This is a genomic window from Variovorax boronicumulans, from assembly GCF_019352895.1.
GTDB lineage: Bacteria > Pseudomonadota > Gammaproteobacteria > Burkholderiales > Burkholderiaceae_C > Variovorax > Variovorax boronicumulans_A.
In genome coordinates this window covers 1361823-1380006 of the sequence record NZ_JAAAFX010000004.1, presented here as the reverse complement: position 1 = coordinate 1380006, position 18184 = coordinate 1361823, and the positions used below count along the sequence as shown (strand labels likewise).

At 73.0% G+C, this 18184-nt stretch carries 7 protein-coding genes; all 7 read left to right on the top strand.

All coding sequences use genetic code 11. From position 1 onward, the window contains the following. The first annotated feature begins 88 nt into the window (after nucleotides 1–88). A complete protein-coding gene (locus K0H49_RS07860; RefSeq protein WP_219210919.1) occupies nucleotides 89–799 on the top strand; it encodes an STN domain-containing protein in 711 nt (236 codons plus the stop codon). After that, nucleotides 796–1302, top strand: coding sequence for an RNA polymerase sigma factor (locus tag K0H49_RS07855; protein WP_219210916.1), 507 nt, complete (start codon nucleotides 796–798; stop codon nucleotides 1300–1302). The genes K0H49_RS07860 and K0H49_RS07855 overlap by 4 nt, the downstream gene beginning before the upstream one ends. A 115-nt stretch (nucleotides 1303–1417) precedes the next feature. Further along, nucleotides 1418–2419 (top strand): FecR family protein, encoded by a 1002-nt coding sequence (locus K0H49_RS07850; RefSeq protein ID WP_219210914.1) that lies wholly within the window; start codon nucleotides 1418–1420, stop codon nucleotides 2417–2419. A gap of 139 nt (nucleotides 2420–2558) precedes the next feature. Continuing rightward, on the top strand, nucleotides 2559–15338 hold the full coding sequence (locus K0H49_RS07845; RefSeq protein ID WP_257624623.1) for a filamentous hemagglutinin family protein: 12780 nt from the start codon (nucleotides 2559–2561) through the stop codon (nucleotides 15336–15338). Nucleotides 15339–15501: 163 nt separating this feature from the next. Next, nucleotides 15502–16281 (top strand): S1 family peptidase, encoded by a 780-nt coding sequence (locus K0H49_RS07840; RefSeq protein WP_219210912.1) that lies wholly within the window; start codon nucleotides 15502–15504, stop codon nucleotides 16279–16281. Then, nucleotides 16278–16748, top strand: coding sequence for a TonB C-terminal domain-containing protein (locus K0H49_RS07835; protein WP_257624622.1), 471 nt, complete (start codon nucleotides 16278–16280; stop codon nucleotides 16746–16748). The genes K0H49_RS07840 and K0H49_RS07835 overlap by 4 nt, the downstream gene beginning before the upstream one ends. 5 nt (nucleotides 16749–16753) lie before the next feature. Next, complete coding sequence (locus K0H49_RS07830; protein WP_219210910.1) at nucleotides 16754–18118, top strand: trypsin-like peptidase domain-containing protein; 1365 nt, start codon at nucleotides 16754–16756, stop codon at nucleotides 18116–18118. Nucleotides 18119–18184 lie beyond the last annotated feature (66 nt).

The following is an 18184-nucleotide window of genomic DNA, read 5'->3' as shown; positions in this document are numbered from 1 at the left end:
AGCATCCGGCTGCGCAGTGACGGCCTTGGGGCGCGCCTGCGCGCCTCTTCGCCATGCAACACCTCACCCTCTTCCGTGAAGCCCCCCCATGCCAGCCGCCATGCGACGCGTGCTGGCCATCGTGACCGCCATGGCGAGCATGTGCGCGATTGCGCAGGGCGCATCGGTGGGACCCGTGGCTTCGTCGTCGATCGGCACCTTGCGCTTCGACATCGCCGCGCAGCCTCTGGCCGAGGCGCTCACTGCCTTCCATCGGCTCACCGGCGCCTCGCTGCTCTATGAAGCCAGCACCGCCAGCGGCCTGAGCGCCGCCGCGGTGCAGGGCCAGATGACGCCGGCCGCCGCGCTGCAGCGGCTGCTCGAGGGCACGGGGGTGGTGGCGCGGCCTACGTCCGCCACCGGCTTCATGCTGGCGCGCGAGTCGCTCGAGGCGGCCGCGCCCCTGCCCGCGCTCGCCGCGGCGCCGGCCGATGCCGCGCAGGCCGCCCCCGACCCGGCCCTGCTGCGCTACCGCGGCCGGCTGCAGGCGCGCATCCTGTCGGCGCTGTGCGCGGATCCGCGCACTGTGCCAGGTACCTACCGGCTGGCGATGAACCTCTGGACCGGTGCCGACGGCCGCATCGTGCGCCTGCGCATCCATCCCACGGGGGAGGCGGCGCGCGACGCACGCATCGAGTCCCGGCTGACTGGCCTCGACCTGGGCGACGCGGCACCGGCGCCGGGTACCTCGCCGGTCGCGCTGCTGGTGCTGCCGCGGCCGCCGTCGCAGACCGGCGACTGCGCGGCGGAGGCCCCATGAGCGAGATGCCGTCCGAGCTGCTGCGCTTCTTCGTCGACCGCTACGACATGCTCAAGCGCAAGCTGGTGCATCGGCTGGGCTCGACCGAGATGGCCGAGGACGTGCTGCACGACACCTACGTCAAGCTCTCGACCCGCGCGCTCGGCGCGCCGGTGAAGAGCCCGCAGAGCTTCCTGCTGCGCACCGCGGTCAACCTGGCGATCGATCGCATCCGTGCCGATCGGCAGCTGTTGTCGATGGAGGACGTGGATGCGCTGCTGCTGCCCGACAAGGGTGCCAACCCCGCCGACGCGGCCGCGGCGCGCATCGAGCTCGAGGCCGTGGCGCATGCCATGGACCGCCTGCCGCCACTGCGCCGCCAACTGCTGTTCGCCTCGCGGGTCGAAGGCACGCCGCAGAAGGAGCTGGCGCAGCGCTACAACATCTCGCTGCGGCGCGTCGAGCGCGAGATCCACCTGGCCCACGCCTTCTGCGCCGAGCAGATGCAGATCAACAGGAAATAGAAATCTTGGCGGTTGCGGGCCGCGCCATTCGTCCAGGGTGTGATGCGTCGCGCAGACATCGCCCGCGCCTTCCGTCGAAGGCGGCGCGCCCAGTATCCAATCGATGAACGTGAACATGGCTTTCAACTCCTCCGGCGAACCGGCATCCTCCCTCGACGAGGAGGCGCGCGCCTGGGTGCACCGGCTGCAATCGGGCCAGGCGCGTGGCCGCGATGCGCGGCTGCTGTCGGACTGGTGCGCGCGCAGTGCCGCCCACCGCGAGGCCTTCGCGCGTGCGCGCCAGGAGTGGCATGACATCGCCGCGGTCGCGCGCACGCACGACCGGCTGTTCCCCGAACGCCGGCGGCGCGGCGCCGCAGTGGCGGTGACGGCCGGCGTCGATCCGCGGCGCCGCTGGCTGCTGGGCGCGGGCATGTCGGCCGTGGGCGCGGCGGTGGTGGTGGCGGCGGTGCGGCCGCCGCTGGGCCTGTGGCCTTCGTGGGGCGAGTTCGCGGCCGACTACCGCACCGGCATCGGAGAGCAGAGCCGGGTGGCCTTGGCCGACGCGCTCGACGTCACGCTCAACACCCGCACCAGCCTGTCGCTGCGGCCGGCCGGTGGCGCGGAGGAGGGCCGCCGCATCCAGCTGATCGCGGGCGAGATCGCGGTGCGTCGCGGACCCGATGCGCTGCCGCTCACGGTGGACATCGAGGGCGCGCAGGTGCTGCCGGGCGTGGGCAGCGTGGCGGTGCGGCGCATGGCCGAGCGCTGTGTGGTCACCTGCACCGAAGGCGCGGCGGTGGTGCTGTCCGAAGCGGGGCGCCTGGCGCTGCGGGCCGGTGAGCGCGTGGACGTGGGGGCCGGCGGCGTGGGCGCGGTGTCGGCGGTCGACGTGGCGCAGGCGCTGGCCTGGCGCCGCGGCGTGGTGGCATTCAGCAACACGCCGCTGTCGGAGGCGGTGGAAGAGATCAACCGCTACCGCGCGGGCCGCGTGGTGCTCACCAGCAACGCGCTGGCTCGCCATCGGCTCAGCGGGCATTTCCGCATCGATGCGCTGGACGAGGCGATCGGGCAGATCGAGGTGCTGTTCGGCGCGCGTGTCACACGGCTGCCGGCCGGACTGGTGATGCTGGGGTAGGGCGAGCGCGCGGCGCAAATAAGTTCGGAATTGCTGGCGGGTCTTTCGCGCTGCAACGTCTAGGGAAGGTCGTCCACTCCGCGCCCGCATGCGAGCGCCGGACAGCCCGAATCCAACCGACGTCCTCACGAGTCCCCTCATGTCGCCACGCCAGAGCCCCGCACGCCCCGTCTCCTCCTTTCATCCCGATCGCGATGCCGCGCACGGCCGGCCCATGCGCTCGCCGCGCCTGAAGCCCGTGACCGCGGCCGTCGTCGTGCTGCTGCTCGCCGGCGGCGCCCACGCGCAGCGCGCCTTCAGCCCGGCATGGATGGCGCAGAAGAACGTGACGCAGAACAGCGCGGCCGCGACGGGGCGTTTGCCCAACGGGCAGCCGGTGTCGATGCTCAACAACCCGCTGGCGCAGCAGCAGCAGGCCAATGCGCAGCTCGCGCGTTCGATCGATAACCTGAACCTTGCGGCCCGCGGCATCGCGGCGCAGCAGGCGGCGCAGGCCGCGGCACGCGCGGCGGCGCTGGCGGCCGGTGGCGGCGTGCCCGACGGCCTGGCCGAAGGCGGCCTGAAGGTCGACACGAACAGCCTCACGGCCGGCTGGCTGAATGCCAACGGGCCGGTCCAGACCACGGCCGACGGCAAGACGAACGTGGCGATCCAGCAGACCGCCGACAAGGCGATCCTCAACTGGGAGAGCTTCAACGTCGGCAAGAACACGACGGTCGACTTCAAGCAGCAGGCCGACTGGGCCGTGCTCAACCGCGTCAACGATCCGAACGCGCGGCCTTCGCAGATCCAGGGCCGGATCAAGGGCGACGGCACCGTGCTGATCGCCAATCGCAACGGCATCGTGTTCAGCGGCACGAGCCAGGTCGACACGCGCAACCTGGTGGCGGCAGCCGCACACCTCGACGACGCGGGCTTCAAGGCCAACGGCATCTACGCGCCGGGCAACACGCCCAACTTCAAGGACGCGTTGGGCCAGGTCGAGGTGCAGGCCGGCGCGCGCATCACGACCCCGGCGCCGAAGACGGCCACGCAGGGCGGCGGCTATGTGCTGCTGATGGGCAGCGAGGTGCGCAACGCGGGGGCGATCTCCACGCCCGGCGGCCAGGCGCTGCTGGCGGCGGGCGACGGCTTCACGATCCGCAAGGGCGTGGGCACCGACGGCAACCAGGCCTCGACCACGCGCGGCAACGAAGCGCTGGTGGTGCTCAACGCGGGCAGCACGGCCGGCAAGGTGGTCAACACCGGGCTGATCGCGGCGACCACGGGCGATGTGACGTTGACCGGCCGCGAGGTGCACCAGGACGGCGTGGTGGTGTCCAGCACCACGGTCAACACGCGCGGCACCGTGCACCTCGGCGCGATCGGGACCGCCGGCGCCGTGACCCTGGGCGCGGGCAGCACCACGGCGATCCTGCTCGACACCAGCGGCGCCTCGGCACTCGACAGCCAGCGCGCGGGCCTGGTGACGCCGGTGGTGGGCGGCGGCGGCAACATCATCGATGCCGGCAACGACCGGCGCGACCTCTCGCGCGTGGAGATCACGAGCGGCGGCACCGTTGACTTCGCGCGCGACTCGCTCACCCTGGCCACGGGCGGCCAGGTGGTGGTCAACGCTGCAAAGCGCAGCCTGGTGCGCGACGGCGCGGTGATCGACGTCGCGGGCGCGGTGGGCGTGCAGCTCACGATGGAGAGCAACAACGTCAAGATCAACGTGCAGGGCAACGAGCAGCGCGATGCGCCGGTCAACCGCGACGGCAAGGCGCTCAACAGCAACGACGTCTGGATCGACCGCCGCAGCCTGGTCTTCGTGCCCAAGGGCACCAACGGCTACGAGAACGACCGCTGGTACACGGCCGGCGGCCTGCTGGAAGTCGGCGGCTACCTGGGCACGCAGGGCCACACGGTCGGCGAATGGATGGCGCAGGGCGGGGTGGTGAACTTCGGCGGCGCCGAGGTGGTCACGCAGGCGGGCTCGGCCATCAACCTCTCCGGCGGCACGCTGGACGTGCAGACCGGCAAGCTCAACCAGAGCTGGCTCAAGGGCGCCGACGGCCGCCTGTATGAATTGAACAAGGCGCCGGGCGACCTGCGCTACACCGGGCTCTACAAGGGCTTCGAGGACACGCACGAGCGTTGGGGCGACAAGGCCACCGAGTACTTCCACAGCCCGCTGATCGCGGCGCGCCAGCGCCTGGAGAACGGCTACACCGTGGGCCGCGACGCCGGCCTGCTGGTGGTGGGCACGCGCAGCGCGGTGCTCGAAGGCGGCATCGTCGGCGACACCTACCAGGGCCCGCGCCAGACGCAGGCGCCCAACGCCGCGCTCGACGGCTACAACCAGTCGCAGAAGGCGGTGGCGCGCGGCGCGCAGCTGGTGGTCGGCAGCTATGCGGCGCTCTACGACAAGAGCACCGGCCTGATGCACCGGCGGCTCGATACCGCGGGCGCGAAGGACGTGGTGCTGGGCGACACCGCAGAGCGCATCGCCGCCGGGCTCGACCTCACGGCGGCGCTGCCGGCCGCGCGCCGGGACACGCTCTACCTCGACACCACGCTGCTCAACGGCTTCGCGCTGGGCGCGGTGCGCATCGCGGCCACGGGCTCGATCACGGTGGAGGGGGAACTGACGCTGGGCAATGGCGGCGACCTCACGCTCTACGGCCCGAAGGTCGACGTGAACGCCGACCTCACGGCGCACGGCGGCCGCATCCGCCTGGGCGACACGCTCACGCAGGCCAGCACCAACTACATCGACGACACCACCCGCATCCTGACGCCCGCAGACACGCGCGCGGGCGTGGCGGTGGCCCAGGGCGTGACGCTGGACACGCGCGGCCTGTGGAGCAACCTGTGGCGCGATGCGGCCGACACGCATGCCATGGCTTGGCGCGACGGCGGCAGCGTCTCGATCCGCAGCAGCGGCGACGTGCGGCTGGCCGAGGGCAGCGCGATCGACGTGTCCTCGGGCGCGGCACTGCTGGCCGACGGCAAGGCGCAGCAGGGCGGCAAGGGCGGCGACATCCGGCTGCAGGCCAATGCCGGTGGCGGCAGCACCGACGGCGTGCTGGCGATCGAGGGCGCGCTGCGCGGCAGCGGTACCACGGGCGGCGGCACGCTGAGCCTGGAGACGGGCCGCATCCGCATCGGTGGCGAGGCTGCAGGCGTTGCAGCGCCCGGCACGCTGGTGCTGGGCGGCAGCTTCTTCGACAAGGGCTTCGGCCGCTACGAACTCATCGGCGACGGCGGCCTCACGGTGGCCGAGGGCACGCAGGTCGAGGTGACGATGCCGGTGCTGCGCGTCACGCCCGAGGCGAAGAAGGTCGCGACCGGCGCCGATGCCGGCGCCGCACTGCAGGCCTGGACGCCGCCGCTCTACACCGAGGACGCCGCCAAGGGCGTGCTCAAGCAGCGCGCGGGCGCGAGCCTGAGTCTGCAGGCGGGCACGGCGCAGACGCTGGCAGCCGACCTGCCGAAGGTGTCGGCGGTGATCGGCCACGGCGCGCAGGTCACGGTCGATGCGGGCCAATCGATACAGGTGCTGAGCGTGGGCCAGCTCACGCTGCAGGGCGCGCTGCAGGCCCATGGCGGCAGCATCGCGCTCAAGAACCTCGACCTCACCCGGATCGAGCAGGAGCGCGCCGTGGACGTGGCGCACAGCCGTTCGATCTGGATCGGCGAGCAGGCGGTGGTCGACGTGTCGGCCACGCCCGCCACCGCGCTCGACGCGCAGGGCCGGCGCTACGGCATCGTGCGCGACGGCGGCAGCATCGTGATCGGCGGCGAGATCAAGGAGAGCGACGGCTCGGCCACGGCCGCCAACGGCTTCATCGTCGTGCGCGAAGGCGCGCTGCTCGATGCCTCGGGCACCGCGGCCGTGCTCGACCTGGGCGATGCCGGCCCGGTCGCGGTCGCGAGCCGCGGCGGGCGCATCGCGCTGGCCACGAACAACGGCCTCTACCTGAACGGCGAACTGCGCGCCCATGCCGGCGGCGCGGGCGCGGCCGGCGGCACGCTGCAGGTCGCGCTGGAATCGCCCGAGGTGCGCACGAGCCCCGGCGCCCCGGGCTACACGCTGGTCGAGAACGGGGCGCGCGGCCATCGCGACCTGGTGATCGGCGGGCTGCAGGGCCCATCGGACCTGCCGGCCGGGCTGGCGCCGGGCGCGGCCGATGCGGCACTGGTCTATGGCCACGGCCGCCTGGGCGTGGACACCCTTGCGCAGGGCGGCTTCGACACGCTGGCGCTGTTCACCGCCGGCAGCATCAGCCTCGAGGAGAACGCCAGCCTGCGGCTGGGCCAGAGCCTGTCGATCTACGGCGCGCTGGTGCTGGCCGCCGGCGCGCGCAGCGATGCGCGCATCACGCTCGAAGCACCTTACGTGCGACTGGCCGGCATCACGCAGAGCAGCTCTCAGGACGTGACCCGCGGGCGCATCGGCGTCGTCGACACCGGCGGCTGGCTGCCCTCCAAGGCCCAGCTGGAGGTGCGCGCCGGCCTGATCGACGTGCGTTCGCAGTATGCGATGAGCAGCATCCACGGCCGCGTCCCGCTGAGTCCGGCAGCCGGCGACCCGACACCGCCGACCGGGCCCCTGATCGAGCGGCTGGGCTTCGACCATCTCACGCTGGTCAGCGAGGGCGACCTGCGCTTCCTCGCGGACAAGCCGCCGTCCGCGAACGGCGCGCCGGTCACGGGCCTCTCGACCCCGGGCGACCTCACATTGCGGGCCGCGCAGATCTACCCGGCCACCGGCGTCTCGGCCTCGATCTATGCCGGCCGGCAGCAGAACGGCAGCTACGCGCCCGATCGGGTGCTGCGCATCGAAGGCAACGGCCAGGCCGCGCCGGCGGTGCCCTACGCGGTGTTCGGCCGGCTGGTGCTGGGCTCCGCGGTGATCGAGCAGGGCGGCGTGCTGCGCGTGCCGCTGGGCAACCTGCTGATCGGCGACCAGAACACGACGCGCGTCGATTTCCTGCCGGGCAGCCTGAGCTCGGTCAGCGGCAACGGCCTGCTGATGCCCTATGGCGGCACGGTCGACGGCCTCAACTACCTCTACGACGGCAAGAAGGTCGAACTGACCGGTGTGGGCGGCACCGACACGCGCGGCCAGACGCTGGTGGCCGGCCTCACGCTCGGCGGCGCGCGTGCCAATGTGCAGGCCGGCGCGGTGCTGGACCTGTCGGGCGGTGGTGAACTCACGGGCACCGGCTTCATCGGTGGCCGCGGCGGCTCGACCGATGCGCGCTACAACCCGCTGGTGCGCAACGCGGCCGACGGCAGCTTCAGCCTGCCGGGCCTGGCGACGAACCCGGTCTATGCGATCGTGCCCGGCGTGCAGGCGCCGCAAGCGCCGGTCGCGAACGAGCGCGGTGCGGTCGATCCGCTGGTCGGCCAGCGGATCACGCTGGGCGCCGGCGTGCCGGGCCTGCCCGCGGGCACCTACACGCTGATGCCCTCGACCTATGCCTTGCTGCCCGGCGCGTTCCGCGTCGAGCTCAATGGCAGCGCCGCGCGCCAGGGTTCGGCCATGGCCAGCAGCGCGATGCGCAACGGCTCCTGGTCGGCCGCCGCGCAGCTGAGCGTGGCGCGCACTGCCATCGGCGACACGCTGTTCCGCCAGGCCATCCTGACGCCGGCGGCCGTGCTGCGCAGCTACTCGCAGTACGACGAGACCACGTTCAACCAGTTCATCCTGAGCGACGCCGCGCGCCAGGGCGTGCCGCGCGCGATGGCGCCCGCGGACGCGCGCACGCTGCTGCTGAACTTCACGCCGGGCGCCGGCAAGGACGTGCTCCGGTTCGACGGCATCGGCCGCTTCGACGCGGCCCAGGGCGGCTACGGCGGCACGGTGGCCGCCATCGCGGGATCGGGCGGCGGCCGGATCGAGATCGTGGGCGCCGGGGCGGCCGCCACGCCGGGCTTCACAGGCGTGACGTTGAGCGCCGATGCGCTCAACCGCATGGGCGCATCGAGGCTCATGCTCGGCGGCCTGCAGTACGTGACCTACGGCCCGGGTGGCCGCATCGTGATGTTCAACAGCGGCGCCAGCGAGCTCACGTTGCGTCAGGGCGCGCTGTTGTCGGCACCCGAGGTGTTCCTGCTGGCCGATGCCGCCAACGCCTTGATCCCCAGCCACCTCGTGATCGAGCAGGGCGCGGGCATCCACACGCTCGGCAAGGGCCGTGCCGCCTACGACTCGGCGGACGGCTTCGTCTACGCGGGCTCGGCCGGCAGCCTGGTGGCCGTGTCCAACGGCGTGCTCACCATGCTGCCGGTGCCCGCCAGCGTCGACACCTACGGCAACCGCAGCCTGCAGGTCGGCGCCTGCACCGTCTCGCCTTGCGTGGGCGTGACCGAGCTGTATTCCGAAGGCACCATCGCGCTGTCCACGCCCGACCGCTTCGTGCTCGACGACACCGTGCGCTACGGCACGCGCAACCTCACGCTGGCGGTGCAGGGCATCAACGTCGGCGACAGCGCGGCGCTGGCCGATGCGGCCGCGCGCCAGGTGCTGCCCTCGGGCCTGGCGCTGAACCAGGGCGTGCTGAACCGGCTGCTGCGCGGCGACACGCAATACGGCGCGCCGGCGCTCGAGACGCTGGAGCTCAACGCGAGCGGCGGCATGCGCTTCTTCGGCAGCGCCTCGCTCGACACCATCAACCCGGCCACCGGCAAATCCTCGCTGGCGCGGCTGGTGCTGGGCACGCCCGCCATCTACGGCGCGGGCGATGCGAACGACGTGGCCACCATCCGCACCCAGCACCTGATCTGGAAGGGCGCGCCCGACGCGCCGGCGATCGCGGTCACGGGCGGCGCGGGCACCGGCAGCGGCACGCTGGCCATCGAGGCCGCGCGCATCGAGTTCGGCTACGGCCCCGGCACGCAGCCCACGGGCACCAGCGACGATGCGCGGCTGGCACTGGGCTTCGCCGAGGTGCGGCTCCAGGCCAGCGATCGCATCACGTCCAACCACAAGGGCAGCCTCTCGGTCTACCAGTCGCAGGGCGCCTACGACGCGGCCAAGGGCTACGCCTACAGCGGCGGCAACCTCACGATCGACGCGCCGCTGGTGACCGGCGAGGCCGGTTCCATCCAGCGCATCACCGCCGGTGGCGAGCTGCGGGTGACGACATCCGTGCCCGCGCGCACGCCGGTCGCCGACGCCGCACTCGGCGCGGAACTGCGCCTCGCGGGCCGCGATGTGCAGATCGACAGCACGCTGGCGCTGCCCACCGGCAAGCTGGTGATCACGGCCCAGAACGAACTCACCTTGACCGGGCGCGCGCAGCTCGACCTGGCCGGCCGCAGGATCGACTTCAACGACGTCAGCAAGTACAGCTGGGGCGGCGACCTCACGCTGGAAAGCCTCGCCGGCAACGTGCGCCAGGCCGAGGGCTCGGTGATCGACCTCTCGGCGCAGAACAACCGCGCCGGCACGCTCAAGGTCGTGGCACTGGGCGAACAGGCCGGCGTGGTCGATCTGCAGGGCACGCTTCGCGGCGCCAGCAGCGGCCGCTACGACGCGGGCGGCACGCGGGTGCCCTACCTCGCGGGCGCCGTGGAGATCCGCGCCCAGCGCCTGGGCGATGCCGGCACGCTCGACAGCCAGTTCGCCGCGCTCAACCAGCGCCTCAACGACGGCGGCGTGTTCGGCGCCCGCACCTTCCAGCTCAAGCAGGGCGACCTCACGATCGGCGACGGCCTCAAGGCCGGCGAGATCAACGTGTCGGTCGACAACGGCAGCCTCACGGTCACCGGCACCGTGGACGCCAGCGGCGCGCGCGTGGGCCAGATCCACCTGGCGGCGAAGCACGCGCTGACGCTGGCGGGCACGGCCGTGCTCGATGCGCACGGCACGCTGCTGCGCGTGGACAGCTACGGCAAGATCATCGATTCGCCCAACCGCGCGATCGTCGACCTGAGCACGCGCGAGGGCGTGCTCACGCTGGCCGACGGCGCGCGCATCGACCTGCGCCACGGCACGGCCGCGACTGTGGGCACGCAGCCGGGCCAGAACGACGGCCGGGCACGCGGCACGCTGGAGCTCTCGGCCCCGCGCCTGGGCGCCAACGGCCTGCCGGATACCCCCGACGCGGCCGTCTACGGCGACATCGCGATCGACGCGCGCGGCGCGCTCGACATCCGCGGCGCGCGCTCCATCGCGGTCAACGGCATGCAGCGCTACGACGACGCGCCGCTGATCGCCACCCCGGCCGCCAGCGGCCGGCCCTACCAGGAGATCACCCAGGCCTGGCTCGACGGCAGGCACGCGGAGAACACGAAGTTCATCGATGCCGCGCTGGCCCGTGACAGCCTCGTCAGCCTGGTGAACGGCAAGCTGGCCGGCCTGCGCAGCGCGGCCTATGCCGACGCCCTGCACCTGCGCCCGGGCGTCGAGATCGTGAGCAACGCGGTGACCAACCCCGGCGGAGACCTCGTGGTCTCGGGCGACCTCGACCTCTCGGGCTACCGCTATGCGAGCCTGAACCCGCACACGCAGCAGACCGACGTCTATGGCTCGGGCGAGGTCGGCACGCTGCGCATCCGCGCGGCCGGCAACCTCGACATTTTCGGCAGCATCAACGACGGCTTCGCGCCGCCGCCCGCCACGCCGGACGACAAGGGCTGGCTGCTGCTGCCGGGCGTGAGCTTCTACGGCGGCGACACGGTGATACCGCGCGCCGGCATCGTGCTGGGCGACGGCACGGCCTTCGAGGGCGGCACCGCGCTCAACTTCGACCTGCCGATCCAGTCGCGCGCCTTCGGCGCGGGCATGGTGATCCCCGTGACCAGCGAACTGGCGGCGCCGATGGTGCTGGCCGCGGGCACGGTGCTCGCGGCGAACGTGCGCGATGCCTCGGGCAAGGTCCTCCACATGGCCGGCAGCATCGTCGGCGAAACCGTGACGCTGCCCCAGGGCACGCGCCTGGATGCAGGCATGCGCCTGCCGACGAACGCCACGCTGGCCGCGATGGTCTGGCCGAGGGGCGTGCTGCTGCCGGGCGTCGGCACGCGCTATGTGATGAATGGCAACACGCTGCTGCCGGTGGGCGCGCTGTTGCCCGCGGCGACGAACATCAAGCTGCCGGGCGACGCCACGTCGGTCGACCTGCGCCCGGACGGCGCGGGTCGACTCTGGGGCGCGGCCGCGATGCTGCCCGAAGGCTCGCAGTCGTGGTCGCTACAGCTGGTGGCGGGCGCCGACCTCGGCGCGGCCGATGCGCGCACGCTGCAGCAGCACCCGCTGGCGGGCGACCTGCGCCTGGCCGACACCCACTACGGCCTGTTCGCCAAGGCGCTGCCGTTCAAGGGCTCGTTCGCGTGGACGCAGCAGGCGGCCGATGACCTGGGCCTCGAGGCAGGTGCAAAGATCACCGACGAAATCGCCCAGCAACTCAGCGAGGGCGCCTACCAGACCGCCGCGGCGCTGTGCGCGGACAACCCGTCCTACTGCGCGCCCATCTCCGCCTACACCTGGACGCAGGCCGCGGTCGACGAGATCGGGCTGCCGGAGATCGTGGCGGGCCAGCCCATCGACGACCAGTGGCTGCGCGATGCCACCGGCGACCCGACGCAGAGTGCGGCCAACTACTGCTCGGCTTCGCCCTCGCATTGCGCCTCCAGCGCGGTGACGGAATACGAACACCTGCCCGGCAGCACCCGCTTCAGCGTGCTGCGCACCGGCGCCGCCGACCTCGAGTTGCGCGCCGCGGGCGACCTGGCGATGAAGTCGCTGTACGGCGTGTACACGGCCGGCACCTCGTCGCAGGCCACGCAGGCCGGCGACCCCTACAACCTGCCCCGCGGCGTGGGCAGCAAGGGCACGGTGCTGATCGATGGCAACGAAGGCTACGAGAAGCTGGTCAACGGCGGCGCCGACAGCCTGGCGCGCGCCTGGTACCCGGCCGGCGGCGGCAACCTGACGCTGCAGGCCGGCGGCAACCTGACCGGCGACCTGGTGCAGGCGATCACCGTCGGTGGCTTCGGTCGCCCCAACGTGCTTGACGGCGGCGTGACCAGCCCCGACACCGCCAACTGGCTGTGGCGCCAGGGCAGTGGCCAGACCCTCGGCGCGGGCAGCGACCAGGCCACGGCCTGGTGGATCAACTTCGGCAGCTACGCGACGCGCGGCGCCGCCGACGCGCTGGTCGGCTTCACCGGCTTCGGCACGCTGGGCGGCGGCGACCTGCGCGTGGACGTGGGCGGCGACGCGGGCATCGTGGCCAAGCGCGGCACGGAGATCCGCAACGAAGGCAACAACCGGCGCAGCGACGGCCTGGTGCTGGCCGTGGGCAGCACCGGCCGCGTGCTGGCCGATGGCAGCTTGGCGCTCACGGGCGGCGGCGACCTGAACCTGCGCGTGGGCGGCGCGCTCAACCCCTTCGCACTCGAATCGATCAACGACATACAGGCCAACGGCCTGCTCAACGGCACCATCGTCAACCTGCGCGGCGACGTGCAACTGCAGACCGGCGCCATCGGCACCCAGTCGCTGCGCTATTCGCAATACGTCTCCCTGCTGTCCGAGCGCGACAGCCGCGCCCTCGATCCCTTCTCGGCCGGGCGTGCGGTGGCGCAGGGCGGCATCGTGCTGGTGCCGGGCGATGCGGCCTACCAGCTCAACACCCGCGGCGACCTGGTCGTGATGGGCGCCAACGACGCTGGCCGGGCCGTGCTGCAGAACCCCACGCCCTTCAGCAGCGCCGCGGGCGCGGGCAGCGGCGAGGGCTGGTTCACGCTGTGGACGCCCCACACCGCCATCCGCCTGTTCTCGGCCGGTGGCGACCTGACGCCGCAGCTGGCCAACGCCGGCGTGCCCGCGACCGACATGGGCAACGTCTACCCGTCGATCCTGAGCGCGGTCGCGGCCAGCGGCAGCCTCTACTACGGCAGCATGGCCACGGCCAACACGACGACAGCGGGCGGCGCGCTGGTGCTCGCGCCTTCGTCCAACAGCCTGCTGGAGTTCCTCGCCAGCGAGTCGATCTACGGCGGCGGCTTCACCGTCAGTCCCTCGGGCGCGGCCGAGAGCGCCATGGCCACGCCCTTCCATCCGGCCTTCCAGGGCACGCTGGCGGACGGCACGGCGGTGAGCAACCTCGCGCGTGCCGCCAACGTCGTCGAGATCGGCCGGCCGCTGTTCGCGCTCGGGGCCAACACCGTCTCGGCAGGCAGCGAACACGGCAGCGAACCCGTGCGCTTCTATGCGGCGAGCGGCGACCTGGTGGGCGTGGCCACGGGGCGGATCAACGTCTTTGCGCCCAACGACCTGACGCGCGCCGGCCAGACCTGGTACGAGGCCGGGCAGCCGGTGTGGATGATGGCTGGGCGCGACATCGTCGGCAGCGGCACGCCCATCGGCCAGGGCATCAGCACGGGCTATGGCTACGGCGCCATCTACACGACCTCGGGCAACCTGTTCGCGCACGACGATCCGACCGACGTGTCGGTGGTGTCGGCGGGCCGCGACATCCTCTACGGCAACTTCAGCGTCGCCGGCCCCGGCACGCTGGAGATCAGCGCCGGGCGCCACATCCAGATGGAAGACCGCGCGGGCGTGGCCAGCCTGGGGCCGGTGGTGCCGGGCGACAGCCGGCCCGGCGCGCGCATCGCGATGCTGGCCGGCGTGGGTGCCCAGGGCCCCGACTACAGCGGCTTCCTGTCGCGCTACCTCGACGCGGCCAACCGCGCGCAGCGCGGCACGCCGCTGGCGGATCAGCCGGGCAAGGTGGTCAAGACCTACGAGGCCGAGCTGCTCGCATGGCTGGCCGACAAGGACAACGGCTACGGCTTCCAGGGCACGGCGGCCGAGGCGCGCGTCTTCTTCGACGCGCTGCCGGCCGCGCAGCAGCGCATCTTCGCGCGCCAGGCCTACTTCGCCGAACTGCAGGCGGGCGGGCGCGAGTACAACGATGCGGACAGCACGCGCTTCGGCAGCTACCTGCGCGGACGCAACGCCATCGCCACGCTGTTCCCCGCCACGGAGGCCGGCGACCGCGGCGACATCACGATGTTCCGGGGCACGCGCACCACGATCGCCGACGGCGTCAGCACGACCATCGTGCGCAGCGGCTACGTGCGCACGCTGTTCGGCGGCGACATCCAGCTGCTCACGCCGGGGGGACGCCAGGTCTTCGGCATCGAGGGCGAGGCGCCGCCGGCCAGCTCGGGCGTGCTGACGCAGGGTGCGGGCGACATCGCGATCTACTCGCTGGGCAGCATCCTGCTGGGCCAGAGCCGGATCATGACCACCTTCGGTGGCGGCATCCTGGGTTGGTCGGCCGAGGGCGACATCAACGCGGGCCGGGGCTCGAAGACCACGGTGGTCTACACGCCGCCCAAGCGGGTCTACGACAGCTGGGGCAACGTCACGTTGTCTTCCGATGTGCCGAGCACGGGTGCGGGCATCGCGACGCTGGCGCCGATCGCGGAAGTGCCGGCGGGCGACATCGACCTGATCGCGCCGCTGGGCACCATCGACGCGGGCGAGGCGGGCATCCGCGTGTCGGGCAACGTCAACCTGGCGGCGCTGCAGGTGGTGAACGCGGCCAACATCCAGGTCAAGGGGCAGTCGGTGGGCATCCCGACGGTTGCGGCGGTGAACGTGGGCGCGCTGAGCAATGCGAGCGCTGCCGCCTCGCAGGCCGCGGGCGCGGCGCAGGAGGTGCTGCAGCGCGAGCGCATGGCCTCGCGCCAGGCGCTGCCTTCGGTGTTCACGGTGCGGGTGCTGGGCTTCGGCACCGAAGCGCTGCCGGCCGAGCCGGCCGACACCGGTGCGCGCCCGGGCCCCGGCGGCCTGCAGCGCGCGGTGCGCTACGACCCGGACAGCGCCTTCCAGCTGCTGGGCCAGGGCGCGCTCGACCCGGCGCAGCGCGCACGGCTGACCGAAGCGGAGCAGCGCCGGCTGCCGCGCTGAGCGACGGCGCCAGGAACGGCGCCATCGATCGGTGGCGCCGTTCTTTCTTCATGAAGTTTTTGTGACAAACGACAGTGGCGCGCGCGCTGTTCCGTCTTGGATCAGGGCCGCGCATCGCCAGGAGGCGGTGCGCGCCCCACCCACCCGACGACCGACCGCCACCATGCCTTCCTTCCTGCCGCGATCCACGCGCGCCATGCCGCGCGCCAGCCTCTGGGCGGCAGGGGTGCTGCTCGCCTGCGCCATGCCCGCGGCGGTCGGGGCGGCCGCGCCCGAGGCCAATGCCAGCGGCGTGTTCCTCAACGAAGAGGGCGAGGTGCTCACGGCCGCGCATGCGGTGGCCAACTGCAAGTCGCTGTTCGTGATGAAGGGCGCGCAGGTGGCCGAGGCCCGCGTGCGCGCGCTCGATGCCGGGCTCGACCTGGCCGTGCTGCAGAGCACGCTCAAGCCCTACCTGAGCGCCACGCTGGCGCAGGCCGATGCGCTGCCCGCGACCAGCATCGGCGTGTTCGCCGAAGCCTACGAGACGCTGCAGCGGCTGCCCGACCGCGCGCTGCTGCGCAGCAACGCGATGACCGTGCCCGGCGCCGAGGGCCTGCAGCTGCTGTCGGGCGCGCGGCCCGGCGCCAGCGGCACGGCGGTGCTGGGCGCCGACGGCCTGCTGCTGGGCGTGGTGGTCGAGCGCGTGGCCGCGGCACCGCATGCGTCGGGCCAGGTGCTGAGCCGCACCTCCTCGACCGCGCCGCTCACCGGCGCCACGCAGGTGCGTGCGGTGTCGGCGGCGGCCATCAAGCCCTTCCTGGCGGCGCACGGCATCGCCTTCTCGCAGAGCACCAGCGCGCAGCTGAGCGCCTACCAATCGCCGGCCGCACGTGCATCGACGCTCTCCGTCGGCGTGCTGTGCGGCGGACCCCGACCGATCGATTCCACGACTGCCCCATGACCTCTTCCTCCGCCTCTACCTCCTCTTTCTCGACCCTGCGCCGCGGCTGGGGCCGCCTGCTGCGCGCCTGCGGGCTGGTCGGCCTCGGCCTGGCCGCCACGGGCGCGCCGGTGCGGGCCCAGACGCCCGTGCCGCAGCACTGGATCAGCTACGCCAACCTGGCCGGCAACCAGCTGCAGTCCACGCTCAGCGATCCGGCCGACGCCGTCGTCCAGCGGCTGCATGCCTGGATGCAGGCGCGGCTGCTGCGCGAAGGCGCGCCGCCACCGCCGCCGCTGGTGGTGCGGGTCTGGGTCGCGGCCGACGGCCGGGTCGAGCGCGTGGCCTTCGACTCGCTGGGCGACGCGCAGGCCGACGCCGACCTGCGTGCGCTGCTCACCGCGCAGCCGCTGAGCGAGCCGCCGCCGCGCGACATGCGCCAGCCCATGGTGCTGCAGCTCACGCTGAGCTTCACGGCCGCCACCTGAGCGCCATGGCCGCGCGCATGCAAGGGTGGCGCCGGGGGCTGGTCGCGGCGTGCCTGGGCGTCGCGTGCACGCTCGCGCCGGCCGCCGCGCCCTGGCCGGTCGCGGGCCTGTCGGCGCTGGTCAAGGCCCAGGGGCCGGCCGTGGTGCATATCGGCGTCGAGCGCGACGCCACGCCGCCGCGGCGCTACAGCGACCGCGGGTTGCAGGGTGCAGAGCCCGCGGCCGACACGCGCAGCTTCGGCACCGGCTTCATCCTCGAGGCCGACGGGCTGATCCTCACCAACGCCCACGTGGTCGCGCGCGGCACGCAGATCCGCGTGACCCTGCCCGACCGGCGCGAGTTCAAGGCGCAGGTGGTGGGGCTCGACGCGGCCTCCGACATCGCGCTGCTGCGCATCGAGGCCCAGGGCCTGCCCACGGTGCGCATCGGCGACCCGGCGCGCGCCGAGCCCGGCGACGGCGTGGTCGCGATCGGCTCGCCCTACGGCTTCGGCAACTCGGTCACCGCGGGCATCGTGAGCGCCAAGGGCCGGCTGCTGCCCGGCGCCGACGCGATGCAGTTCCTGCAGACCGACGTGCCGATCAACCCCGGCAACTCGGGCGGCCCGCTGTTCAACCTGCAGGGCGAGGTGATCGGCATCAACTCGCGCATCTACAGCCGCAGCGGCGGCTACCAGGGCCTGTCCTTCGCGATCCCGATCGACACCGCGATGCGCATCAAGGACCAGCTGCTGGCCACCGGCCGCGTCACGCGCGGGCGCATCGGCGTGTCGGTGCAGGAGGTCGGGCAGGCACTGGCCGACACCTTCGGCCTGCCGCGGCCGGCCGGTGCGCTGGTCAACGACGTGGCGCCGCGCGGCGCGGCCGAGCGCGGCGGGCTGCGGCCCGGCGACGTGATCCGCCAGGTGCAGGGCCGCGAGGTGGTGCAGGCCGCCGATGCGCTGGGCCTGATCGCCGAACAGCCGCCCGGCCGCACGCTGCGGCTGGTGGTCTGGCGCGAGCGTGCCGAGCGCGTGATCGAGGTGCAGGTCGAGGGCTACGACGCGCCCCGGGCCGCGCCGGCTGCGTCCTCGGCACCCTCGGCCCCGGCCCGCCTGGGCTTCGCGGTGCGGCCGCTGGCGCCACACGAGCAGCAGTTGCTGCGCGTCGAGGGCGGGCTGCTGGTGCAGCGCGTGAACGCGGCCGCCTCGCGCGCCGGCGTGCAGGCCGGCGACCTGATCCTGGCCTTCAACGGCCAGCCCATCGACAGCGCCGAGACGCTGGCCAACGAACTCGAGCTGGCGGACGGCGCCGCGGCCCTGCTGGTGCAGCGCGGCGCGACCCGGCTCTTCGTGCCGATCTGCGCGCGCGCGGGTCAAGCCAAGTGCTGAGGCGGCGGTGCCGAGAGGCGGTCGGCCGCCGCGTTGTCACCGAAAGGTCATGCCGCCTGCCTACGA